Annotated in this window: 19 protein-coding genes; 11 read left to right on the forward strand and 8 right to left on the reverse strand. The window is 55.9% G+C overall.

Annotated features, from left to right (window positions below):
• Nucleotides 1-74: 74 nt before the first annotated feature.
• Both ACMWLG_RS11120 and ACMWLG_RS11125 read left to right on the forward strand, forming a co-directional pair.
• Nucleotides 75-815, forward strand: coding sequence for a MipA/OmpV family protein (locus ACMWLG_RS11120; RefSeq protein ID WP_023309930.1), 741 nt, complete (start codon nucleotides 75-77; stop codon nucleotides 813-815).
• A gap of 383 nt (nucleotides 816-1,198) precedes the next feature.
• The gene (locus ACMWLG_RS11125; RefSeq protein ID WP_045619360.1) at nucleotides 1,199-1,654 is read left to right on the forward strand and encodes a 4Fe-4S dicluster domain-containing protein; all 456 of its coding nucleotides are present in this window, start codon (nucleotides 1,199-1,201) and stop codon (nucleotides 1,652-1,654) included.
• A gap of 4 nt (nucleotides 1,655-1,658) precedes the next feature.
• On the opposite strand, the gene avtA is transcribed toward ACMWLG_RS11125, so the two are convergent.
• Together avtA and ACMWLG_RS11135 are read right to left on the reverse strand one after the other, a co-directional pair.
• The gene (gene avtA, locus ACMWLG_RS11130; RefSeq protein WP_023309932.1) at nucleotides 1,659-2,915 is read right to left on the reverse strand and encodes a valine--pyruvate transaminase; all 1,257 of its coding nucleotides are present in this window, start codon (nucleotides 2,913-2,915) and stop codon (nucleotides 1,659-1,661) included.
• Nucleotides 2,916-3,153: 238 nt separating this feature from the next.
• On the reverse strand, nucleotides 3,154-5,184 hold the full coding sequence (locus tag ACMWLG_RS11135) for an alpha-amylase (protein WP_045400259.1): 2,031 nt from the start codon (nucleotides 5,182-5,184) through the stop codon (nucleotides 3,154-3,156).
• Between the two features lie 314 nt (nucleotides 5,185-5,498).
• Between ACMWLG_RS11135 and ACMWLG_RS11140 the strand changes: the two genes are divergently transcribed.
• Nucleotides 5,499-6,323 (forward strand): protein bax, encoded by an 825-nt coding sequence (locus ACMWLG_RS11140; protein WP_032661838.1) that lies wholly within the window; start codon nucleotides 5,499-5,501, stop codon nucleotides 6,321-6,323.
• 39 nt (nucleotides 6,324-6,362) lie between these two features.
• Here ACMWLG_RS11140 and xylR read toward each other — a convergent pair whose 3' ends face one another.
• From xylR to xylF, 4 genes are all read right to left on the reverse strand, one after another.
• Nucleotides 6,363-7,541, reverse strand: a complete 1,179-nt coding sequence (gene xylR, locus ACMWLG_RS11145) for a D-xylose utilization transcriptional activator XylR (protein WP_023309935.1) — start codon at nucleotides 7,539-7,541, stop codon at nucleotides 6,363-6,365.
• A gap of 33 nt (nucleotides 7,542-7,574) precedes the next feature.
• Complete coding sequence (gene xylH, locus ACMWLG_RS11150) at nucleotides 7,575-8,756, reverse strand: xylose ABC transporter permease XylH (RefSeq protein ID WP_045400256.1); 1,182 nt, start codon at nucleotides 8,754-8,756, stop codon at nucleotides 7,575-7,577.
• The gene (locus ACMWLG_RS11155) at nucleotides 8,734-10,275 is read right to left on the reverse strand and encodes a xylose ABC transporter ATP-binding protein (RefSeq protein WP_045400253.1); all 1,542 of its coding nucleotides are present in this window, start codon (nucleotides 10,273-10,275) and stop codon (nucleotides 8,734-8,736) included. Before ACMWLG_RS11155 ends, xylH begins: the two co-directional genes overlap by 23 nt.
• A 72-nt stretch (nucleotides 10,276-10,347) precedes the next feature.
• Nucleotides 10,348-11,340, reverse strand: coding sequence for a D-xylose ABC transporter substrate-binding protein (xylF, locus tag ACMWLG_RS11160; RefSeq protein ID WP_045619363.1), 993 nt, complete (start codon nucleotides 11,338-11,340; stop codon nucleotides 10,348-10,350).
• Between the two features lie 371 nt (nucleotides 11,341-11,711).
• Between xylF and xylA the strand changes: the two genes are divergently transcribed.
• From xylA to ACMWLG_RS11180, 4 genes are all read left to right on the forward strand, one after another.
• Nucleotides 11,712-13,034: a xylose isomerase gene (gene xylA, locus ACMWLG_RS11165; RefSeq protein WP_087823749.1), complete on the forward strand. Its 1,323-nt coding sequence runs from the start codon at nucleotides 11,712-11,714 to the stop codon at nucleotides 13,032-13,034.
• Nucleotides 13,035-13,106: 72 nt separating this feature from the next.
• Entirely contained in the window at nucleotides 13,107-14,561 is a 1,455-nt protein-coding gene (gene xylB / locus ACMWLG_RS11170) for a xylulokinase (RefSeq protein WP_414762984.1), read from the forward strand.
• 103 nt (nucleotides 14,562-14,664) lie between these two features.
• Nucleotides 14,665-15,204 (forward strand): isochorismatase family protein, encoded by a 540-nt coding sequence (locus ACMWLG_RS11175; protein WP_045400246.1) that lies wholly within the window; start codon nucleotides 14,665-14,667, stop codon nucleotides 15,202-15,204.
• Complete coding sequence (locus ACMWLG_RS11180; RefSeq protein ID WP_045400244.1) at nucleotides 15,204-16,124, forward strand: GlxA family transcriptional regulator; 921 nt, start codon at nucleotides 15,204-15,206, stop codon at nucleotides 16,122-16,124. The genes ACMWLG_RS11175 and ACMWLG_RS11180 overlap by 1 nt, the downstream gene beginning before the upstream one ends.
• Here ACMWLG_RS11180 and ACMWLG_RS11185 read toward each other — a convergent pair.
• Nucleotides 16,117-17,112, reverse strand: a complete 996-nt coding sequence (locus tag ACMWLG_RS11185) for an acyltransferase (RefSeq protein ID WP_045400242.1) — start codon at nucleotides 17,110-17,112, stop codon at nucleotides 16,117-16,119. The two genes, ACMWLG_RS11180 and ACMWLG_RS11185, sit on opposite strands and share 8 nt — an antisense overlap.
• 183 nt (nucleotides 17,113-17,295) lie before the next feature.
• Here ACMWLG_RS11185 and ACMWLG_RS11190 point away from each other — a divergent pair, with 183 nt between their 5' ends.
• The 4 genes from ACMWLG_RS11190 to ACMWLG_RS11205 all read left to right on the forward strand — a co-directional run bounded on the left by ACMWLG_RS11190 (nucleotide 17,296) and on the right by ACMWLG_RS11205 (nucleotide 22,627).
• Complete coding sequence (locus tag ACMWLG_RS11190) at nucleotides 17,296-17,601, forward strand: YsaB family lipoprotein (RefSeq protein WP_045400239.1); 306 nt, start codon at nucleotides 17,296-17,298, stop codon at nucleotides 17,599-17,601.
• A 160-nt stretch (nucleotides 17,602-17,761) separates the two neighbouring features.
• On the forward strand, nucleotides 17,762-18,673 hold the full coding sequence (gene glyQ, locus ACMWLG_RS11195) for a glycine--tRNA ligase subunit alpha (protein WP_003860141.1): 912 nt from the start codon (nucleotides 17,762-17,764) through the stop codon (nucleotides 18,671-18,673).
• Nucleotides 18,674-18,682: 9 nt separating this feature from the next.
• Nucleotides 18,683-20,752 carry a glycine--tRNA ligase subunit beta gene (glyS, locus tag ACMWLG_RS11200; protein ID WP_029740977.1) on the forward strand — a complete coding sequence of 690 codons (2,070 nt, stop codon included), beginning with the start codon at nucleotides 18,683-18,685 and terminating at the stop codon, nucleotides 20,750-20,752.
• Nucleotides 20,753-21,007: 255 nt separating this feature from the next.
• Entirely contained in the window at nucleotides 21,008-22,627 is a 1,620-nt protein-coding gene (locus ACMWLG_RS11205; protein ID WP_045400235.1) for an ABC-F family ATP-binding cassette domain-containing protein, read from the forward strand.
• A 39-nt stretch (nucleotides 22,628-22,666) separates the two neighbouring features.
• Here ACMWLG_RS11205 and ACMWLG_RS11210 read toward each other — a convergent pair whose 3' ends face one another.
• The gene (locus ACMWLG_RS11210) at nucleotides 22,667-22,954 is read right to left on the reverse strand and encodes an HTH-type transcriptional regulator (RefSeq protein WP_023309948.1); all 288 of its coding nucleotides are present in this window, start codon (nucleotides 22,952-22,954) and stop codon (nucleotides 22,667-22,669) included.
• Nucleotides 22,955-23,266: the final 312 nt, after the last annotated feature.

A 23,266-nucleotide genomic window follows, 5' to 3' on the forward strand; every position in this document is an offset into this window, starting at 1 on the left:
ACAGCGTTGCATTGGCAAATTTGTAACTATTATTATGCGCCTCGCTTGTTTGGCATTTTAATGGATTACATGTAATGACTATTAAATACAATTTACTCATCGCGGCCACGTTATTTGCAACATCCTCAGCAATGGCCGGTGACTTTTCACTAGGAGCGGGGGCTGTATTTAATGAGTCTCCTTACAAAGGCTATAACGAAAATACGACCGCAGTACCGTTAATTAGTTACGAAGGCGACAACTTTTATGTTCGCCAGACCACGGGCGGATGGATCCTGTGGAAAGATGCAAAAAATGAACTCAGCCTGACCGCATCGTGGATGCCGCTGCATTTCGATCCAGATGACAACGACGACCATCAGATGAAACAGCTTGATGAGCGTAAAGCCTCTGCCTTCCTCGGCGGCGCTTACTACCGCCACGAAAGCTGGGGTTCTCTGAAAGTGGCGGTCTCCGGTGATGCCACGGATGAAAGCGGCGGTATGATCGGCGAGGTTTCTTACTTCCGTCCAATCAGGATGGAACGCCTGACCCTGACGCCCTCTGTCGGTATTTTCTATAGCGACGAAAGCTATAACGACTACTACTACGGCGTATCCGGCAGCGAGTCTCGCCGCTCAGGTCTGGATGAATACACCGCCGGTGACAGCTGGACGCCATACGTTGGCCTGGCGGCCAAATATCAGTTAACCCAGAAGCTGTATCTCAACGCCAGCGCGGTCTACACCGTATTGCCTGACGACGTGAAGAACAGCCCGATGATCGACCGCGACGACAGCTTCGCGCTGATGACCGGCCTGACCTGGCGTTTCTGATGCGTTAAAGCCGGGTGGCGGCTTCGCCTTACCCGGCCTACATGGACTGCCATCGCAGTTTTACGTAGGCCCGAGCAAGCGAAGCGCCGCCGGGCATATTTGAGAGTACCGATCTTCCGTTTTCCCTTCCCGTCATGACTTCCTCATTAATATTCCTGATACGCTAATGCGATCTGCGCCATCAATAAAGGTGTGCATCATGTGTATCATTCTTAAAGAAAATTAAACCGTGCACTCTCGCCCGTATTTGGCGACGGGTGGGAATTAAGCACGGATATCAGGAGTCGTTATGTTTTATCCAGCTTACATTCATTCTGATTCCGACGGTAGCGCCAGCGGCTATCTCAAAAGAACTGGATTTTAACGTGCGCGAGGCGTAACAGATGAACCGATTTATCGTGGCGGATGCGGAAAAATGCATTGGGTGCCGCACCTGCGAAGTGGCCTGCGCGGTGTCGCATCAGGACGCCGTCTCCGCTCATGCCTTTACGCCCCGCCTTCGGGTGGTTAAGGGGGACGACTACACAACGGCAGTGGGTTGCCATCAGTGCGAGGACGCGCCTTGTGCTAACGTCTGCCCAACCCATGCCATCAGTCGTACGGCGGGAGCCTGGCTCGTTGAGCAGACGCGCTGCATTGGGTGCAAAAGCTGTATGGTGGCGTGTCCGTTCGGGGCGATGCAGGTGCGCCTGGAGGGAAATAGGGCGCAGGCGCTGAAATGTGATTTATGCCTGCAACGCGAAGGCGGACCGGCCTGCGTGGAGGCCTGTCCAACCCACGCGTTGCGATGCGTTGATCCTGCCAGACTACGCGCCGAACGGCTGCATAATCTGGCGTAAGAACTTACTGACCGTCTTCGCGCCAGGCTTTTTCAATTTCTTCGGCGAGAATTTTAACACCCGCTTCGATTTTTTCCGGATCGGGCACGTAGTTCATGCGCATGCACTGGTGTGTATGCGGCCACGGCTTATCCAGTCCCGGGAAGAAATAATCGCCTGGTACCATCAGCACGCCGCGCTTTTTCAGGCGCTGGTAGAGCAGTTCGGTGGTGATAGGCAAATCCTTAAACCACAGCCACAGGAAAATCGCCCCTTCAGGCTTGTGGATCAGGCAGCGTTCTTCCGGCAAGTAGCGGCGAAGTATCGCAATCGTCTCCTGAACGCGCTGGTAATAGAATGGCTTGATCACGTCATTAGACAGACGCAGCAGATCGTTGCGCTTAATCATTTCGCACATCATCGCCGGGCCAATGCCGCCCGGTGAAAGGCTGATAATGCCGTTCATATTGGTAATGGCGGTGATGATTTTCTCGTTGGCGATGATGATGCCGCAGCGGCTGCCCGGCAGACCCAGCTTAGAGAGGCTCATGCACAGGACAATGTTCGGGTTCCACAGCGGACGTGCTTCGCTGAAGATAATGCCCGGGAACGGCACGCCGTAGGCGTTATCGATCACCAGCGGAATGCCGTGCTGATTCGCCAGCGCATCCAGCTTCATCAGTTCGTCGTCGGTGATCACGTTGCCCGTTGGGTTAGTCGGACGCGATACGCAGATCATGCCCGTCTCTTCACCAATATGCAGGTGTTCAAAATCGACGTGATATTTGAACTGGCCTTCCGGCAGCAGCTCGATGTTCGGGCGCGCGGAGACGAACAAATCCTCTTCCAGGCCGGAATCGGCGTAGCCGATATACTCCGGCGCCAGCGGGAACAGCACTTTTTTGGTGGTGCCGTCGGCGCGACGCCCTGCGAACAGGTTAAACAAGTAGAAAAACGCGCTCTGGCTGCCGTTTGTCAGTGCAATATTCTGTGGTTCGATATCCCAACCCAGCTCGTCACGCAGCATTTCGGCGAGGAGTGCCAGCAGTTCAGTTTTCCCCTGCGGGCCGTCGTAATTGCAAAGCGCATCGGTTGCTTTGCCGCTTTCCAGCATCTGAGCGAGCAGCGTCTGGAAATAGGTATTCATCTCCGGAATTTGAGCCGGGTTTCCGCCGCCGAGCATGATTGCGCCCGGTGTGCGCAGCCCGTCGTTGAGGTCCTCCATCAGGCGAGTAATGCCTGAATGGCGGGTAAATTTGTCGCCGAAAAGTGAAAACGTCATAGCAGGTGATCTGTCGAGCTTATTTTGAAAGTGGGTAACCATAACGCTAGCACCGTGCTGGTGCAAATCGGGTGATGTGGTCGGATTTGTTGTTTTGTATGGCGGAGTTGGATTTATACAGTGAATAGTTCTGGTGGATTTTGCCTCACCCCGACCCTCTTCCAAGAGGGAGAAGGGGAAAAGACGGCGCCGTGCGGTTCCCTCTCCCCTGTGGGGAGAGGGTTAGGGTGGGGGAGAATTATTGATTACCTGCCCATACCACCATCACCTTATCGCCCTTGTGCTCTCGCACGAAGCCATATCCCTCTTTCAGCGACAATGTGGTTTGCTTGCCTTCACCGATCGCCGGATGGCGGGCGCGGAACTGACCCAGCGTTTGCCAGTGGGCGACGGTTAGGGCCTGCTTGCCCGTGACGTCCTGCCAGTTCATATCTGATCGGGTGCCCTGTAATGGGTCAGAACCTGTCGGCCCGAACGGACGCTCGGATTCATCCCCGTAATAGATTTGTACGCTGCCCGGTGCTAACAGAAGCAGCTCCGCAGCTCGCTGGCCCCCTTCGCGGAACAGACGCGTATCGTGTGATGAGAGATAGCTCAGCACGTTGAAGCTTTGCAGCTTTTCCGCCATCTGCTGCCAGGTGAGATCCATATCTGCCAGACAATCCACCGCTTTTGCCGCCTGCTCCTGATAGTCAAAGTTAATCATCGCATCAAAACCGTGGCGGTAATAATCGCTTTGCATCACCCCGTGGCCCCAGGATTCCCCGGTCATCCAGAAGGGTGCGTTGTCGAGCTTTTTGTCCGGGTTCGCCCCTTTCCAGGCGGCCAGCGCCTGGCTTGCCTGGTCTTTCAGCTGTTGCCAGGCCGCAAGCTCAACGTGTTTCGCCGTATCCACCCGGAAACCGTCGATGCCGTAGTCGCGTACCCACTGGCTCAGCCAGTGGGTCAGATAATCGCGCGGGGTATATCCCGGGATGGCCTTCGCGCGGGTGTCGGGCTTGTGTTGGTAAAAGTTAGGCAATCCGGAAGGCGTCGTGGATTCCGTTTTCAGATCCGGCAGAAATGCCAGCGACATGGTCAAATCGTCGAAGCCAGGGTTGTCGTAATCGCCGATGTCCGTGCGGATCCATTTCTTGCCCCACCATTTCTCCCATGCGGCTTTGTCGCTAAAGTTGATGTAGTCGTTAAAGCTGTGCCAGCTTTGGCCCGCGCCCGGCTTCCAGTCCGTCCAGCGTTCTCCCAGCGTCTTTTTCAGCTCATCACCCTGAAGGTACAGGGCACCAAACTGAAATTCCTGCATGTCTGCCAGCGTGGCATAGCCAACGTGGTTCATAACGATATCAAACAGAACGCGGATCCCGCGCTTGTGCGCTTCGTCGACAAGATGGCGTAAATCATCTTCGGTGCCCATGTTGGCGTCGAGCCTGGTCCAGTCCTGGGTGTAGTAGCCGTGATAGGCGTAGTGGGGGAAATCTCCTTTGGTGCCACCGCCTACCCAGCCGTGGATCTGCTCAAGCGGGGAGCTTATCCAGAGCGCGTTCACCCCCAACTGCTGTAAATAATCGAGCTTGCCGGCAAGTCCTTTGAGATCCCCGCCGTGGAAGGTGCCAATCTCTTGCATACCGTCTTTATGACGACCGTAGCTGTTGTCGTTGCCCGGGTCACCATTCACATAACGGTCGGTCAGCACAAAATAGACGGTGGCGTTTTGCCAGCTAAACGGCGCCGGCCTGTCGGTTTCGGCGCGCTCAAGCAGCAGCAGGCCGTTACTGTTAGCGGCTGGCTGCAGGGTGATTTTTCCATTCTGCACCGTCGCCGTCTGTTTACTGTAGTAGTCGCGCACCACGGAGCCTTCCGGGAAGGTACTGCTGATGTCCAGCGTCAGCGGTTTGCCGTCCCACTTCGGACACTGGCGGATAACGTTTGCAACCGGCTGTTCTGCGGTACTCTGAATCGTCAGCATGAGGGTGGGCGTGCCGGAGCGGGTATCAATCCGCATCTGGTAGTCACCGTCGCGGAAAAGGCGCCACTGCGGCGGCGTGCCGTCACAGGGCTTGAGCGACAGCATCTCATTGAGTTTTATCGCATCCGCAGGCTGCCAGCACGTCTTGTCAAAACTCAGCGTCAGAGGACGCGTACCCTTCGCAAGCTTTGCCTGGCTGGTGAAGACACCGGTGCCTTCGGCGGTAAATGCGTTAAACCCCGGCGATGACCAGTCGGCATGTGCCAGTGCGGGTAACATCAGAAAGGCTAATGCGGTACGTTTCATTCCTTTTTCCTGTCGCGGCATTTTTGACCAGTGTGCCATCAGGCGGGGGGATGAAACTCATCCCCTGTCGCTTTCTGCCAGGAGGATGCGTGAGGATGAGTGATCTCGCGCAAAATTAGGCAGTTATCTGCGATAGCGCACACAGTTTTTGTGGAATGATGTTTTTATGAGCAAGTTTCAGGTGACATAGTTTCGGAATTGGACTATTTCTATACGTGCTCTTGAAGTCTATTTTTGATATGATTTGAGATTCCGCTCTCAAATTTGTGAAAAAAATAAGGTGTTGGGATGATTACATCCGACCAGGAGACCTAATGATATCGACTCCCATTCGACGATATGGGGCTGCGATACTCATGTTACTCACCACGGCATTTTCGGGTGAGGTGCTTGCGAAGACGCACACGGATACAACGAGTAAGAAAGCCCACGTAATAAAGACGACAAGTAGTAAGGTTAGCAGTAAACAAGAGTATTCTCGCAATAGTGCAAAGAGTAGTTCACTTCCTGATTTGCGAAAATACCCTTCCGGAACACCAAGGAAAAAAGCGTTTCTCCGGACGGTAATGCCTTACATCACGAGTCAAAATGCCGCGATTACTGCGGATCGTAACTGGCTGATTTCCAAACAGTACGATAGCCGCTGGTCGCCATCAGAGCGCGCGCGTCTGAAAGATATCACGAAGCGCTACAAGCTGAGCTGGAACGGTAACACCCGTCGTGTGCCGTGGAATGCTCTCCTTGAGCGTGTTGATATCATCCCGGGAAGCATGGTTGCGACCATGGCTGCTGCCGAAAGCGGCTGGGGGACGTCTAAGCTTGCGCGTAGCAACAACAACCTTTTCGGCATGAAATGTGTGAAAGGTCGTTGTAATAATGCCCCTGGCAAGGTGAAAGGCTATTCGCAGTTTGAATCTGTGAAAGATTCCGTCAGCGCTTACGTAGTGAATCTGAACACGCACCCGGCCTACTCATCTTTCCGTAAATCACGCGCTCAGCTGCGTAAAGCGGACCAGGAAGTGACGGCCAGTACGATGATCCACAAGCTGAAAGGTTATTCGACAAAGGGACAGAGCTATAACAACTATCTGTTCGCCATGTACCAGGATAACCAGCGCTTAATCGCCGCCCATATGTAATCTCAAAAAAACGCCTTCCACCGGAAGGCGTTTTCTTTTCTAGATCAGCACCTCGCTGTGGCGATCCCGATACTCCTTCGGCGTGGTGTCATACTCTTTGCGGAACACCGAATAGAAATATTGCAGAGACGGGTAACCGCACATCTGCGAGATTTCGTTAATCGACAGCGACGTGGAAATGAGCAGGCTGCGTGCTTTCTCCAGCTTTTCAGCATGAATGACGGCATGAATGGTTTCGCCCACCTCTTCTTTAAAACGCTTCTCCAGATTCGAACGCGAAATGCCCACCGAATCCAGCACCTGATCGACCTTAATTCCTTTGCAGGCGTGGTTGCGAATGTAGTGCATGGCCTGAATGACGGCCGGGTCGCTTAAGGAGCGATAATCGGTTGAGCGACGCTCCACCACGCGGACAGGAGGCACGAGCAAACGCTGAAGCGGCAGAGATTCTTTATCCAGCAGACGATGCAGCAGCTTCGCCGCCTGATAGCCCATCTGACGCGTGCCCTGAGCAACGGAGGAGAGCGCCACGCGAGACAGATAGCGGGTCAGTTCTTCGTTATCTATGCCAATCACACACAGCTTTTCGGGCACCGGAATGTGTAAGTGTTCGCAGACCTGCAGCACGTGCCGCGCGCGAGCGTCCGTCACGGCGATAATACCGGTTTGCGGCGGCAGCGTTTGCAGCCAGTCCGCCAGGCGGTTTTGCGCGTGCTGCCAGTTTTCCGGCGCGGTCTCCAGCCCCTGGTACACCACGCCGCGATACTTCTCCTGTGCGACCAGCTGGCAAAACGCGTGTTCTCGCTCAACGGCCCAGCGCTTGCCGCTGGTGGCCGGTAACCCATAAAACGCGAAGCGATGGACGCCTTTCTCTTTTAAATGGAGAAAGGCGGCCTCGACCAGGGCATGGTTATCGGTGGCAATATAGTGGACCGGCGGATAGTGTTCGGGCGCATGATAGGAGCCGCCGACGCCCACAATCGGGACGTCGACGTCGGTCAACAGCTGCTCAATGACGGGATCGTCATAGTCGGCAATGACGCCATCGCCCAGCCAGTCTTTAATGTTCTCCAGACGGGTGCGAAAATCTTCTTCAATAAAAATGTCCCATTCAGATTGCGACGCCTGCAAATATTCACCAACACCTTCCACCACCTGACGGTCGTAGGCTTTATTGGCATTGAATAACAACGTAATGCGGTGACGCTTTTCAAACATGGCTCACTTCCCAATTAAGTCACAATACGGTTATCAGGCCCGTCGCTTGGTGGCCGAGTCCATCCAGACTGCCAGTAAAAGAATGGCCCCCTTGACGATATACTGCCAAAACGTCGGGACGTCCATCATACTCATCCCGTTATCCAACGACGCCATGATAAATGCCCCCATGACCGCGCCCGCCACGCTCCCGATACCCCCTGCGAGGCTGGTGCCGCCAATGACGCAGGCGGCGATAGCATCCAGCTCGGCGATGTTACCGGCGGAGGGAGAGCCAGCACCCAGACGCGAGCTGAGGATCAACCCGGCGATAGCGACCATCAGGCCGTTAATGGCGAAGACCGCCAGCTTGGTACGCTCGACATTGATACCCGAGAGGCGGGCCGCTTCAAGGTTGCCGCCAATGGCATAAATACGGCGACCAAACGCGGTGCGCGTGGCCATAAACATGCCGCCCAGCAGCAGAAGCGCCAGCAGCAGGACGGGGGTCGGAACGCCGCGATAGTCGTTTAAAAGCCAGATGGCGCCGAGCACAATGACCGCCGTGAGCGCCTGGCGCCCCACCACGGACGTTGATGCAGGCGATGCCAGCCCCAGCGCCTGACGACGCATGCGTCCACGCCATTGCCACGCGACAAACCCCAGCAACCCAACCACACCGAGGGTAAAGCCCACGCTATCTGAGAGGTAACTCTGGCCAATTTGCGACATGGCCGCGCTGGTGGGGGAGACCGTGGTACCGTTAGTAATACCGATTAAAATTCCGCGAAAGGCCAGCATCCCCGCCAGGGTGACAATGAACGATGGCACCTTACGGTAGGCAACCCACCAGCCGTTCCAGGCACCCAGAACCAGACCCAGCACCAGCGTGACCGCCACGGTCAGCGGCAGCGGCCACCCGAGCCAGACGTCAAAAATCGCCGCCACGCCGCCGAGTAGACCCATCATCGACCCGACCGACAGGTCGATCTCCGCGGAGATAATCACGAACACCATGCCCACGGCCAGAATGCCGGTAATAGCGGTCTGGCGGAGCAGGTTGGAGACGTTACGCGCGCTTAAGTACGAGCCATCGGTCATCCAGGTAAAGAACAGCATGATGACGATAATGGCCGCGATCATCACGAAAACCTGCAGGTTAAGCGCTTTTAGCCCCGCGAACGCACCGGGCGTCGGAACAGCGACTTTGATATCAGACGGATTGCTTTTCGACATGACGTTCGCTCCTTAAAGCGGCTTCCATCACCTGCTCCTGCGTCAGGTTCTGGTTAATCAGGTTGGCTTTCAGTTTTCCCTCGTGCATGACCAGCACGCGGTCGCTCAGGCCGAGCACTTCGGGTAACTCAGACGAAATGACAATGACGGCAATCCCTTGCTGTACAAGCTGATTAATCAGTTTGTAGATTTCATATTTGGCACCGATATCAATCCCGCGCGTCGGCTCATCAAGGATTAATATGCGTGGATTGAGAAGCAGGCAGCGTGCCAGAATCGCCTTCTGCTGGTTTCCCCCGCTCAGACGGCCAATCGCCAGTTCCGGCGAGGAGGTTTTGACCTTCAGCCGGGCAAGCGACTGGAGGATGCACTGCTGCTCGGCGGCGTCGTCCAGGCTGCTCAGCGCGCCGGAGAACCGATCGAGTGCCGCAAGCGTAATGTTTTTACCCACAGCCATCACCGGTACGATGCCGTCTTTCTTACGATCTTCCGGCACCATGGCAATGCCGTGGGCAATCGCCTGCTGGCAGTTGTCGATTTTCACCGGCTGACCGTCGATATAAACCGTGCCCTCCCAGCGCCCAGGCCACACGCCAAACAGGCACTGTACGGCTTCGGTGCGCCCGGCACCGACGAGGCCAGCAATCCCAAGAATTTCACCGCTGTGAAGGGAAAACGAGACGTTATTGACGCGCTTGATGTGGCGGTTAACGGGGTGCCACGCGGTCAGGTTTTCCACGCGCAGCACTTCATCGCCCGTTGCGTGGGGTTCATTCGGGTAGAGCGCCGTCAGCTCGCGGCCCACCATCATGGTGATGATGTCATCTTCACTCATGCCTGCGGCTTCACGCGTGCCGATGTGCTGCCCGTCGCGGATCACGCAGATGGCGTCCGAAATAGCTTTAACCTCGTTCAGCTTGTGCGAAATGTAGATACAGGCGATGCCGTGGTTTTGCAGATCGCGAATGATGTTGAGCAGAACCGCGGTTTCCTGTTCGGTGAGCGAGGCCGTGGGCTCATCAAGGATCAGCAGCCTGACCTGCTTATTAAGCGCTTTCGCTATTTCGACCAGCTGCTGTTGCCCGAGGCCCAGATCCCCCACGCGGGTATCCGGTGAAATGTTGAGGCTCACCTGCGCCAGCAGCTTTTCGCAGCGGAGCGTCATGGTGTCGTAATCCAGCACGCCGCGGTGGGAAATTTCGGCCCCGAGGAAAATGTTCTCCAGCACGGTGAGATGCTTCACCAGCGCCAGCTCCTGGTGAATAATGGCGATGCCTTTGCGCTCGGTATCGCGGATGTGTGTCGCCTGAATCACTTCGCCGGCAAAGACGATTTCGCCTTCGTAGCTGCCGTGGGGGTAAATCCCGCACAACACTTTCATCAGCGTCGACTTGCCCGAGCCGTTCTCGCCGCACAGCGAAACCACTTCGCCGGGGTTCAACCGGAGGCTAACGTTGTCGACGGCTTTCACCGTGCCGAAGCGCTTGGTGATGCTTTTCATTTCAAGTAAATAGGGCATAACCGCTCCACATAACCCGAGGGAAGAACAGTACAACGTGATGCGCCCCCGCAGAGCAGGGGCTGCGCCGGATTACAGTTCGCTCTTCTTGTGGAAACCGTCTTTAACCACGGTGGCGTCAATGTTCTCTTTGTTGACTTCAATCGGCGTGAGCAGGCGAGCTGGAACGTCTTTCAGGCCGTTATTCAGCGTTGCATCTGCTTTAGGTTGTTTGCCATTGCCCAGCTCCACGGCGATTTCCGCCGCCGTATTGGCCAGCTGGGTAATCGGTTTGTAGACCGTCATGGTTTGGGTGCCTGCGATAATGCGTTTTACGCCAGCCAGATCGGCATCCTGTCCTGAAATGGCGACTTTTCCGGCCAGCCCCTGTGCGGTCAGGGCCTGGATAGCACCGCCTGCAGTGGCATCGTTGGAGGCCACAACCGCATCAATTTTGTTGTTGTTGGCCGTCAGCGCGTTTTCCATAATTTTCAGCGCGTTTTCTGGCAGCCAGCCGTCGGCCCACTGATCGCCAACCACTTTAATTTTCCCGTTATCGATGTACGGCTTAAGGACTTTCATTTGCCCTTCGCGGAACAGTTTGGCGTTGTTATCTACCGGAGAGCCGCCCATCAGAAAATAATTGCCCTGAGGCACTTTGTCGATCAGGCTTTGCGCCTGTAATTCCCCGACTTTTTCATTGTCGAACGAAATATAATAATCAATATCCGCATTATTAATCATGCGGTCATAGGCCAGGACTTTTATGCCTTCCTGTTTGGCTTCTTTCACCACGTTACTTAATACCTGGCCGTTATAGGGGATAATGACCAGAACATCGACGCCACGGTTGATCATATTCTCGATCTGCGACATTTGTGTTTCTTCATTGCCATTAGCCGACTGAACAAACACGCTGGCGCCGAGGGATTCTGCTTTCTTCACAAAAATATCGCGATCTTTTTGCCAGCGCTCCAGGCGGAGGTCGTCAATCGCCATACCAATTTTGACCTCTTTGGCATGTCCTGCAAAGCTTGCAAGGAGGAGCGTAGTGCAGAGCGTTAGAGTCAGGTTCTTTATCTTCATAATTATTAGGCCTTTTTGTAGGGGTATGTGTTGCTGAGATAAAAGAAACATTCACTGCTGAGACGCAGCAAATTTTTAACGCGGAAAGGCGGGCTGGCAATTACAGATTTTTATCTTCTCATTATGATATTTGGTTTATTTCTGAATTTATGACCGCGATCGGATTTTAAAATACGTAACGTCTTAATTACATTTGATTCTGGAATACGCGCCGAAAAATAGTTTGTCTGCGCATTATTTTGCGAGCCAGCGCACAGTTGTGCATTCTCTCAATAGCAGTGTGAAATAACGTAATTGAGCAACCCAAAATGTCTATTCACTATTACTCCTGTATCAACGACTCGCCGCATACCCTGATTATGGAGCTCAATATGCAAGCTTATTTCGACCAACTCGATCGTGTTCGTTACGAAGGCCCAAAAACGACCAATCCTTTAGCATTTCGTCACTACAACCCGGATGAGCTGGTGCTGGGTAAGCGCATGGAAGATCATCTGCGCTTTGCCGCCTGTTACTGGCATACCTTCTGCTGGAACGGCGCCGATATGTTCGGCGTGGGTTCCTTTGACCGCCCGTGGCAGCAGCCGGGTGAGGCCATTGAGCTGGCAAAGCGCAAAGCCGATGTGGCGTTTGAGTTCTTCCACAAGCTGAACGTGCCGTACTACTGCTTCCATGACGTGGACGTGTCGCCGGAAGGGGCGTCGCTGAAAGAGTATCTGAACAATTTTGCGCAGATGGTGGATGTACTGGCGGCGAAACAGCAGCAAAGCGGCGTGAAGCTGCTCTGGGGCACGGCAAACTGCTTCACCAACCCACGCTACGGCGCGGGCGCGGCAACCAATCCGGATCCGGAAGTGTTTAGCTGGGCAGCCACGCAGGTGGTGACGGCAATGAACGCTACGCATCAGCTGGGTGGCGAGAACTATGTCCTGTGGGGTGGCCGTGAAGGTTATGAAACGCTGCTGAACACCGACCTGCGTCAGGAGCGCGAGCAGATTGGCCGCTTTATGCAGATGGTTGTCGACCATAAGCACAAAATCGGCTTCCGCGGCACGCTGCTGATCGAGCCGAAACCGCAGGAACCGACCAAGCACCAGTATGACTACGACGTGGCGACAGTGTATGGCTTCCTGAAGCAGTTCGGTCTGGAAAAAGAGATCAAAGTGAACATTGAAGCCAACCACGCCACGCTGGCGGGCCACTCTTTCCATCACGAGATCGCGTCTGCCATTGCGCTGGGCATTTTCGGCTCTGTCGATGCGAACCGTGGCGATGCACAGCTGGGCTGGGACACCGATCAGTTCCCGAACAGCGTGGAAGAGAATGCGCTGGTGATGTACGAGATCGTCAAAGCGGGCGGTTTCACCACCGGCGGCCTGAACTTTGACGCCAAGGTACGTCGTCAGAGCACCGACAAATACGATCTGTTCTACGGCCACATTGGCGCGATGGACACCATGGCGCTGGCGCTGAAAGTGGCCGCGCGCATGATTGAAGACGGCGAGCTGGATAAGCGCGTAGCGAAGCGTTACAGCGGCTGGAACAGTGAGCTGGGCCAGCAAATCTTGAAAGGTCAGTTATCGCTGGCGGAAATTGCGAAGTACGCTGAACAACAGCAGCTGGCGCCGCAGCACCAGAGCGGGCACCAGGAACTGCTGGAAAATCTCGTAAACCACTATCTGTTTGATAAGTGATTGAGCTGAAGATGCACGTAGGCCCGGTAAGCGTTAGCGCCACCGGGCATTTCTGTTAAAGGAGTCACCGTAATGTATATCGGGATCGATCTTGGCACATCGGGTGTGAAAGCTATCCTGTTGAGCGAGCAGGGCGACGTGTTAGCAACGCAGACGGAAACGCTGCAGGTTTCACGTCCGCATTCGCTATGGTCGGAACAGGATCCGGAACAGTGGTGGCAGGCGACGGATCGCGCAATCAAAGCCTTAGGTGAGCAGCACAGCCTGCGCGACGTGAAAGCGCTGGGGATTGCCGGACAAATGCACGGCGCTACGCTGCTCGATAGCCAGCATCGTGTGTTGCGTCCTGCGATCCTCTGGAACGATGGCCGCTGTGCGGAAGAGTGTGCGCTTCTTGAGGAACGCGTACCCAATTCCCGCGAGATTACCGATAACCTGATGATGCCCGGCTTTACTGCGCCCAAATTGCTGTGGGTGCAGCGCCATGAACCGGAGATTTTCCGTCAGGTGGCGAAAGTCCTGCTGCCGAAAGACTATCTGCGTTTTCGCATGACGGGCGATTTCGCCAGCGACATGTCGGATGCCGCGGGCACCATGTGGCTCGACGTGGCGAAGCGCGACTGGAGCGAGGCGATGCTGGATGCCTGCCATTTGACCCGGGAACATATGCCCGCGCTGTACGAAGGCTGTGAGGTGACAGGCGCACTGCTGCCAGCCGTTGCTGAACGCTGGAATATGCCTGCCGTACCGGTGGTAGCCGGGGGCGGCGATAACGCGGCGGGCGCAGTCGGTGTAGGGATGGTTGAGGCGGGCCAGGCGATGCTGTCACTGGGAACGTCTGGCGTCTATTTTGCCGTCAGCGACGGGTATCGCAGTAATCCTGAAAGCGCTGTGCACAGTTTCTGTCATGCCCTTCCCGGGAAATGGCATTTGATGTCGGTGATGCTCAGCGCGGCATCCTGCCTGGACTGGGCGGCAAAACTCACCGGCATGGCCGACGTTCCGGCGCTCATTTCCGCAGCCCAGCAGGCGGATGACGCTGCGGGTACCGTCTGGTTTTTACCGTATCTTTCCGGCGAGCGTACGCCGCACAACAACCCGGAAGCGAAAGGGGTGTTCTTTGGCTTAACTCATCAACATGGCCCGGCAGAACTGGCGCGTGCGGTTCTGGAAGGCGTGGGCTATGCGCTGGCCGACGGGATGGACGTGGTGCACGACTGCGGCCTGAAACCGACGAGCGTCACCCTGATTGGCGGCGGTGCGCGAAGCCCTTACTGGCGACAGATGCTGTCGGATATCAGCGGTTTGCAGCTGGATTTCCGCACCGGCGGGGATGTCGGGCCCGCGCTCGGTGCCGCGCGTCTGGCGCAGATAGCCATTCATCCGGAACAGCTGCTTTCGCAACTGTTGCCGCAGCTGAAGCTTGAACAGGCGCATTTGCCTGATGCAACGCGCCATGCGCGGTACGCGGAAAGGCGCGACGTGTTCCGCAAAATCTACCAGCAGCTGCTGCCTCTGATGTCGTAAATACGCTTGTCCTGGAGAGGCACGAGGATGTCCTTTTTTGGTCTGTGCGTGCCTTCATTTCCTTGCCAGTATGGTGTTACACCCACTGGCGAGGAGATCCAACATGTCACGCACTGCATTAATCAACATCGATACTCAGCAGTCGTTCCATCATCGCAATTACTGGCAGGAGGACGACATTCCTGCCTTTCAGCAGGCGATGCTGGGGCTGATTGAAGGCTGCCAGGCGCGCGGTATTCCGGTCGTTGATATTTTTCATGTGGATGAAGATGGCCCCTTCACGCTACAAAGCGGCTACGTCAAACCGATGGCCTTTTTACGCCATCAGCCGGATGTGGTTTTCCAGAAACACGTCCATAATGCCTTCACGGATACCGGGCTTGACCGCTGGCTGCGCGAGCGTGATATCAACAGTGTGATTATCTGCGGCATTCGCACTGAACAATGCTGTGAAACCACCGCCCGGGTGGCATCCGATCTGGGTTATGCTGTGTCCTTTGTTAGCGAGGCCACGCTGACGTTCCCCATGACGTACAGGGGCATTACCCTTAGCGCAGCGGAAATTCGCCACCGTACCGAAACGGTACTGTCCGGGCGTTTTGCCGAGATTAAAACGGTAGCGGAGACGCTGGAGTCCCTGTAATGAGCATCGACGTCTGGTTCGTGATGTTGCCCGGGGTGCTGTCATTAGACATGACCGGCCCGGCAGAAACCTTTGTGCTGGCAGGCGACGCGTTTCGTCTGCATTACATTGGCCCTCAGCCGGAGGTTCCGACGTCGATTGGCCTGACGATGGGCGGCATCCAGCCGTTGCCGGAGCGTCTTCCAGAGGGAAGCCTGCTGGTATTGCCCGGCGTGAGCGACTCCCGCGCTCAGTTTTCGACACCACAGGCGTTACAGATACAGCACTGGCTGATGCGCCTGCAGCCGCAGATACAGCGCCGGGATATCACGGTGATGTGCGTCTGTTCTGGCGCGCTGCTGGCGGCAAAATCGGGCCTGCTGAACAATCGACAGTGCACAACTCACCATGACGTTATTAGCCGTTTACGCACTGCGGCGCCCACGGCGACGATTAAAGAAAACCGCATATTTGTGCAGGATGAGAATATCTGGACCAGCGCCGGGATCACGTCGGGCATCGATCTGGCGCTGCACATGATTAACCGCCTGTGCGGCCCTGAAAAGGCACTGACCGTGGCGCGTGAGATGGTGATCTGGTTCCGCCGTTCCGGCGACGATCCCCAGCTATCTCCGTGGCTGCGCTACCGCAATCATCTTCACCCGGCGATTCATCGGGCGCAGGATGCGCTCACCGCCGAGCCGCAAAAAACGTGGAGCTTGCCTGACATTGCTGCGCTGGCGCACGTCAGCCCGCGTCACCTCACCCGGCTTTTTCAGTCACATTTAGGGATTAGCGTTCGCGATTATCTGGAGCAGCTGCGTCTGGCGGTGGCGGAACAGTGGCTATTGCAGGGGCGCGGCGTGGAACAGGCCTCACTGGCGGCAGGGTTTTCCTCCCCGCGCCAGTATCATCGTGCCCGGCAGCGCAGCGTTAACTGACGAAGCGGCGAACGTCTATTTTTTGCAGCAGCATCGACAGCAGCAGGCTGATCGCCAGCGTGGCGGCAAAAATCCAGACGATATCCAGCACCGGCCAGCTTTTAAGCTCAACGCCTCTCGTGCGCAGCGCGTGGATCACCAGCGCATGAAAACCGTAAATCCCAAGAGAGTGCCGCGAGATAAGACTCAGCATGGGCAGGGCGCGCGCGTTCAGGGTATTTTTGGCGAGCGTGAGCAGCGAAACGGCACAGATAAAGACCATCGGCCCGCAATACAAATACCAGGTATCGGCAAAATTGCCGCGCCACTGCAGCTCGTGCAGCGTCCCGCGTGAAATCACCGCCACCCCAGCGATAAACAGCGCCCCGCAGAGCCAGTTCAGACCGCGTTTTTGCGTGTCCATCATCCCGATGGCGCGCCCCAGCATGCCGTAAAGCACGTAGTAAAAAGTATCGCCATTGATATAAAGGTTCACCGGCAACCACTCAAATCCGTCGATTTTCTGTGAGAGCGTATTCGGGTTGGCGACAATACCGATAACCACCATCAGGGCCAGAAGCATTTTACCGCTGACGTTTTTTACCTGGATGAGCGGGGAGACCAGATAGATAACGATAATGGCGAAGAAGAACCACAGGTGGTAGAACACCGGTTTTTGCAGCAAGTATTTCAGCGATAGCCCGGCGTTAATGGAGGTGAACAGCGTGATATAGAGCAGGGCAACGGCGCTGTAGAACCCCAGACAGGCCGCGATGCGGATGAAGTGCCGCGGCTGCGCGCTACGCTCGCCAAAAAAGAGAAAGCCGGAAATCATAAAGAACAGCGGCACGCTGACGCGTGACGCAGAGTTGAGAATATTGGCGATATCCCAGTTAACGGGGCTGATGCTGTGGGCATTCGTGACGTACCAGGTCGTCGTGTGGATCATGACCACCATCAGACACGCTATTCCTCGCAGGTTATCAATCCAGTTAATTTTTGACTGCATCAGTTCCTCATATTCCCTGTAAATTGAGTGTGACTGCCATTGTCCAAAAGTCTTCGCTTGGAAAATTCTGAGTTTTATTCAGCAGGCTTGTAGGGAGGCCGCGAGATTCGCAGAATGCCGGACCTTAATCTATAAAAGCTTTGATACTAAAAATAACAGCCACTGACCAGGGCGGTAATAAAAATGATGATGAAGCGTGTGGCGTCACTCTTTCTGCTGGTGATCCTGGCGGGATGCAGCGCGTCGCAAGAAGCACCTGTGCAAAAAGCGCAGCAGGGTAAAATGAGCCCGGAACGTTCGTTGAATATGGAGTCTCTCTGCAAGGACAAGGCCGCCCGCCGCTATAACTCGGACATTCAGAAAATTAACATCATCGGATTCGAGCGCTTTCAGGGCAGCTATGAACTAAGAGGATATACGGCGCGTAAAGAGGGCTTTGTCTGCTCGTTTGATGCGGACGGTCAGTTTTTACACCTCTCCATGCGCTAGCCTGCTCGTATAATCAGCAGCCAGACGCCGTCAGCGTTCTGGCCGGAAGGCTTATTTCCCAATTTTCCCTAAACAACCCCGTTTCGTACTGTATATCTTGCAGCCAGCGGGTATACTGGTCCCTTCCATTTAAAACCACACGTATCCAGCACGAAATACTATGCAAAAGTTTGATACCAAGACCTTCCAGGGCCTGATCCTGACCTTACAGGATTACTGGGCTCGTCAGGGCTGTACCATTGTTCAACCTTTGGACATGGAAGTCGGCGCCGGCACTTCACACCCGATGACCAGCCTGCGCGCGTTGGGGCCAGAGCCAATGGCGACCGCGTATGTGCAGCCTTCCCGTCGTCCGACCGATGGTCGTTACGGTGAGAACCCGAACCGTCTGCAGCATTACTATCAGTTCCAGGTGGTAATTAAGCCATCACCCGACAACATTCAGGAACTGTACCTCGGGTCGCTGAAAGAGCTGGGTATGGATCCAACCATCCACGACATTCGCTTCGTGGAAGATAACTGGGAAAACCCAACGCTGGGTGCCTGGGGGCTGGGTTGGGAAGTGTGGCTGAACGGCATGGAAGTGACCCAGTTCACCTACTTCCAGCAGGTGGGTGGTCTGGAGTGTAAGCCAATCACCGGTGAAATCACCTACGGTCTGGAACGTCTGGCGATGTACATTCAGGGCGTAGACAGCGTTTACGACCTGGTCTGGAGCGACGGCCCGCTGGGTAAAACCACCTACGGCGACGTGTTCCATCAGAACGAAGTGGAGCAATCCACCTATAACTTCGAATACGCGGACGTGGACTTCCTGTTCACCTGCTTCGAGCAGTACGAGAAAGAAGCGCAGCAGCTGCTGGCGCTGGAGACTCCGCTGCCTCTGCCTGCCTACGAGCGTATTCTGAAGGCCGCCCACAGCTTCAACCTGCTGGACGCCCGCAAAGCCATCTCCGTGACTGAACGTCAGCGCTACATTCTGCGTATTCGTACCCTGACCAAAGCCGTTGCAGAAGCTTACTACGCGTCCCGTGAAGCCCTTGGCTTCCCGATGTGCAACCGAAACAAATAAGAGGCGGCCATGTCTGAGAAAACTTTCCTGGTGGAAATCGGCACCGAAGAGCTGCCACCAAAAGCCCTGCGCAGCCTGGCTGAATCTTTCGCTGCGAACGTAACCGCCGAGCTGGATAACGCTGGCCTGGCACACGGTAAAATTGAGTGGTTTGCCGCACCTCGCCGTCTGGCGCTGAAAGTGGCAAATCTGGCGGCGTCTCAGCCGGATCGCGAAGTCGAAAAACGTGGCCCGGCGATTGCCCAGGCGTTTGACGCGGAAGGCAAGCCGAGCAAAGCGGCTGAAGGCTGGGCGCGCGGTTGCGGCATCACCGTCGATCAGGCCGAGCGTCTGACCACGGATAAAGGCGAGTGGCTGCTGTACCGTGCGCACGTGAAAGGCGAAAGCGCGGAAGCGCTGCTGCCGGACATGATTGCCACGTCTCTGGCAAAGCTGCCGATTCCTAAGCTGATGCGCTGGGGCGCGTCCGACGTGCATTTCGTGCGTCCGGTTCACACCGTGACCCTGCTGCTGGGCGATACCGTTATCCCGGCGACCATTCTGGGCGTGGCGTCCGATCGCGTGATCCGCGGCCACCGCTTTATGGGCGAGCCAGAGTTCACCATCGACAATGCCGACCAGTATCCGCAGATCCTGCTGGAGCGCGGTAAGGTCATTGCCGACTACGAACAGCGTAAAGCCAAAATCAAAGCGGACGCTGAAGAAGCGGCGCGCCAGATTGGCGGTAACGCCGACCTGAGCGAAAGCCTGCTGGAAGAAGTGACCTCTCTGGTTGAATGGCCGGTTGTGCTGACCGCGAAGTTCGAGGAGAAATTCCTGGCCGTTCCGGCTGAAGCGCTGGTGTACACCATGAAGGGTGACCAGAAGTACTTCCCGGTTTACGCCAACGACGGCAAGCTGCTGCCAAACTTCATCTTCGTGGCAAACATCGAATCGAAAGATCCGATCCAGATTATCTCCGGTAACGAGAAAGTCGTTCGTCCGCGTCTGGCGGATGCGGAGTTCTTCTTCAACACCGACCGTAAAAAGCGTCTGGAAGATAACCTGCCGCGCCTGCAGACCGTACTGTTCCAGCAGCAGCTGGGCACGCTGCGCGACAAGACCGACCGCATTGCGGAGCTGTCAGGCTGGATTGCCCGTGAAATCGGTGCTGACGTCAACCACGCGACGCGTGCAGGCCTGCTGTCCAAGTGCGACCTGATGACCAACATGGTGTTCGAATTTACCGACACCCAGGGCGTGATGGGCATGCACTACGCGCGTCACGATGGCGAAGCGGAAGACGTGGCCGTGGCCCTGAACGAGCAGTATCAGCCGCGCTTCGCGGGTGACGACCTGCCGTCCAACCCGGTTGCGTGCGCTGTGGCGATTGCCGATAAGATGGACACCCTGGCGGGTATCTTCGGTATCGGTCAGCATCCTAAAGGCGATAAAGACCCGTTCGCGCTGCGTCGTGCCGCGCTGGGCGTGCTGCGCATCATCGTTGAGAAGAACCTGAACCTCGATCTGCAGACCCTGACCGAAGAAGCGGTGCGTCTGTACGGCGACAAGCTGACCAACGCGAAGGTTGTGGATGATGTGATCGACTTTATGCTCGGTCGTTTCCGCGCGTGGTATCAGGACGAAGGTTACACCGTTGACACCATTCAGGCGGTGCTGGCGCGTCGTCCAACCCGTCCGGCTGATTTCGATGCGCGTATGAAGGCGGTTTCCCACTTCCGTACGCTGGAAGCGGCATCTGCCCTGGCCGCGGCCAACAAGCGTGTATCCAACATCCTCGCGAAATCCGACGAGACGCTGAACGAGCGCGTGAACGCTGCAACCCTGAAAGAGCCGGAAGAGATCGCCCTGGCGATGCAGGTTGTGGTGCTGCGCGACAAGCTCGAGCCGTACTTCGCGGAAGGTCGCTACCAGGAAGCGCTGGTGGAGCTGGCCGAGCTGCGTGACGTTATCGACGCCTTCTTCGAGAAAGTGATGGTGAACGTAGAAGATAAAGAACTGCGTATTAACCGTCTCTCTATGCTCGAGAAACTGCGCGAGCTGTTCCTGCGCGTAGCGGATATTTCGCTGCTGCAGTAATGTGCCCGCTGCCCGGCGGCGCTTCGCTTGCACGGGCCTACAGGTGAGAAAAACCCGCTTCGGCGGGTTTTTTTATACCGTTTCGCCCAAAATTTAACCTTGAAACCTTCAACGCATTACCGCTATCCTTAACGTGTTAACTTTCTCGCGCTGGAGCGCCCCCCCAAAAATGAACAAACACGACTGATGAATTTCGATCCTTGCTAAACGCCACCGCGTCGGCAGGGGATGTTTTGATTTCATTCAGGAGTGCTTATGGCTCATTTTGCGCAGTCCCCTTCTTTTATTTTGCATCAGGTCACCTGTCAGTTTCCGACGGGCGATACCCTTTTTGGTCCGCTGAATCTCACGCTGGAACCCTCCCTGTGCGCGCTGGTTGGCCGCAACGGCAGCGGGAAAACGCGTCTGCTGCGTCTGCTTGCGGGGCTGGACGAACCGGCTTCCGGTCATATTGAACGCTTTGGCTCGCATGCCTGGGTGGCGCAGCAGCACGTCATTTCGTCGCAGACGACGCTTGCTGAACTGCTCGGGTATGACGCGATTTTTGCGGCGCGTAAGCGCATCGACAGCGGCGATTACCAGCCTGACGATCTGGAGCTGCTTGACGGCCGCTGGGATGTCGCCGAGCGCCTGAGCGAGGCGTTTATCAATGCGCAGCTCCCACCGTTTGATCCGGATAAACCCGCCGGCGAACTCAGCGGCGGCGAGCGCATTCGCGCCCTGCTGTGCGGGGCGTTTACGGCTGAAGCCGATTTCATGCTGCTGGACGAGCCCACTAACCATCTGGACCGACAGGGCCGGGCGTGGTTCTACGACCAGCTCCACCGTTTTCAGGGCGGCGTGCTGCTAGCCTCCCATGACCGCGAACTTCTGGAGCAGGTGCCGCGTATCCTTGAGCTGAGCGCCTCGGGTCTGCGCAGCTACGGCGGGAATTATGCGGATTATCAAACCCAGCGCGATACCGAACAGCAGGCGGCCCGCGCGGCGCTGGAACATGCGGCAACCGAGCGCAAACGCACCCGGGTACGCATGCAAAAAGAGCATGACGACAGCCAGCGGCGTTCGGCAAAGACATTGCGCACCGTCGATACCCTGAATATCGCGTCGTTCGAGCGGGTCAAATATAAAGGCGCGGCAAAGGAGCGGATCGGCTCCTGGAAAAAACAGCACAGCGAGCAAAATGAAGCCCTGAACGCCGCGGTAAATAAGGCGCGTGAACGCGTTGAGGAAGATAACCCGGTAATGTTCACCCTGCCGGGGAGTCAGATCCCGGAGGGGAAGCAGGTGCTGGTACTGGAGGATCTGGTGCTGCCGCATGTGCCTGTTCCTCCGCTCAACTTGCGAATGGACGGACCGATGCGCGTGGCGTTTAAGGGACCGAACGGCTGCGGCAAATCGACGCTGTTAAAAACCCTCCTCGGCGAGATTGCTCCTCGTTCGGGTACCTGTAAGGTTTCCGTCAGCTGTGCTTATCTCGACCAGCATCTGTCCCGGCTCGATCTTTCGCAGTCAGTCATGACGCATCTCAACCTGAGTCATACGCCTCTGGAAGAGGGGATATTGCGAACTCGTCTGGCGCAGCTTCAACTGGGTGCCGACAAAGTTACACTCCCGTTGGCGGAGCTCAGCGGCGGCGAGCGTCTTAAGGCCGCCCTGGCCTGCGTGCTGTGGCGCGCGGAGGCCACGCAGCTTCTGCTGCTGGATGAACCGACCAACCATCTGGATTTGGCCTCGATCCAGGCCATTGAAGCGGCGTTGGCCGGTTTCCCTGGAGCTCTGCTGGTGGTATCACACGACGAGGCTTTTTTAAGAGGCTTAACGTTAACGCATGAGTGGGTATGGGAAGAGGCGGGCTGGCGTTGCGAGAGCCTTTAAAACACAAGCCCCCGCAGAGGCGGGGGCATTCAATCTTCACTACGCTATCTGTTTGCTGAGTGCAGGGTTGGCCTGAATCAGGCGCATCAGCCTTAACTCGGTTGGGGTGGGTTTCTCACGTTTTGACTCCCACTCCTGCACCATAGCCACGCTGACACCCATCGCTCTGGCGAATTCTTCGGTTTTCAGTCCTGTCCCTTTGCGCAATTGCTCATATTCTGTAAAGGGATTGGATTTTTGTTGCAGGCTAATCGTCTGCGGTACGTCTTTAAAAATGATCTGTTCCAGACTGCTCAGCAGCTCAAACTCAGGATCTTTATATTCCATTGAGGACTCCTCTTAAATCTCACATCGTGATCAAGAACATCAGAGAGCCAGTTAAGAATAGTCCCTAATACGAACCCAGGATCGTCACGGGTGTGATTAATCGTGCGATAACGATCGCTTTACCCGATTCAGCGATATGGATAGTTATGCTAATTACCTGATTACTCATATGTCGGCTTCGGCAGGTATTTTTTTGTAAATGGTAAGAAATAAATCGGCACTAGCCGTTTTGCATGAAAAGAGTATCTTGCAAGGCTGACCTGGACTATCCTTGTCAGCGTCGGGCACGCGTGTGCCGGTGTGCGCTTTTTT

The organism is Enterobacter sp. 01-M-02-SI-ECC (genome assembly GCF_047530595.1).
Lineage (GTDB): Bacteria > Pseudomonadota > Gammaproteobacteria > Enterobacterales > Enterobacteriaceae > Enterobacter > Enterobacter cloacae_M.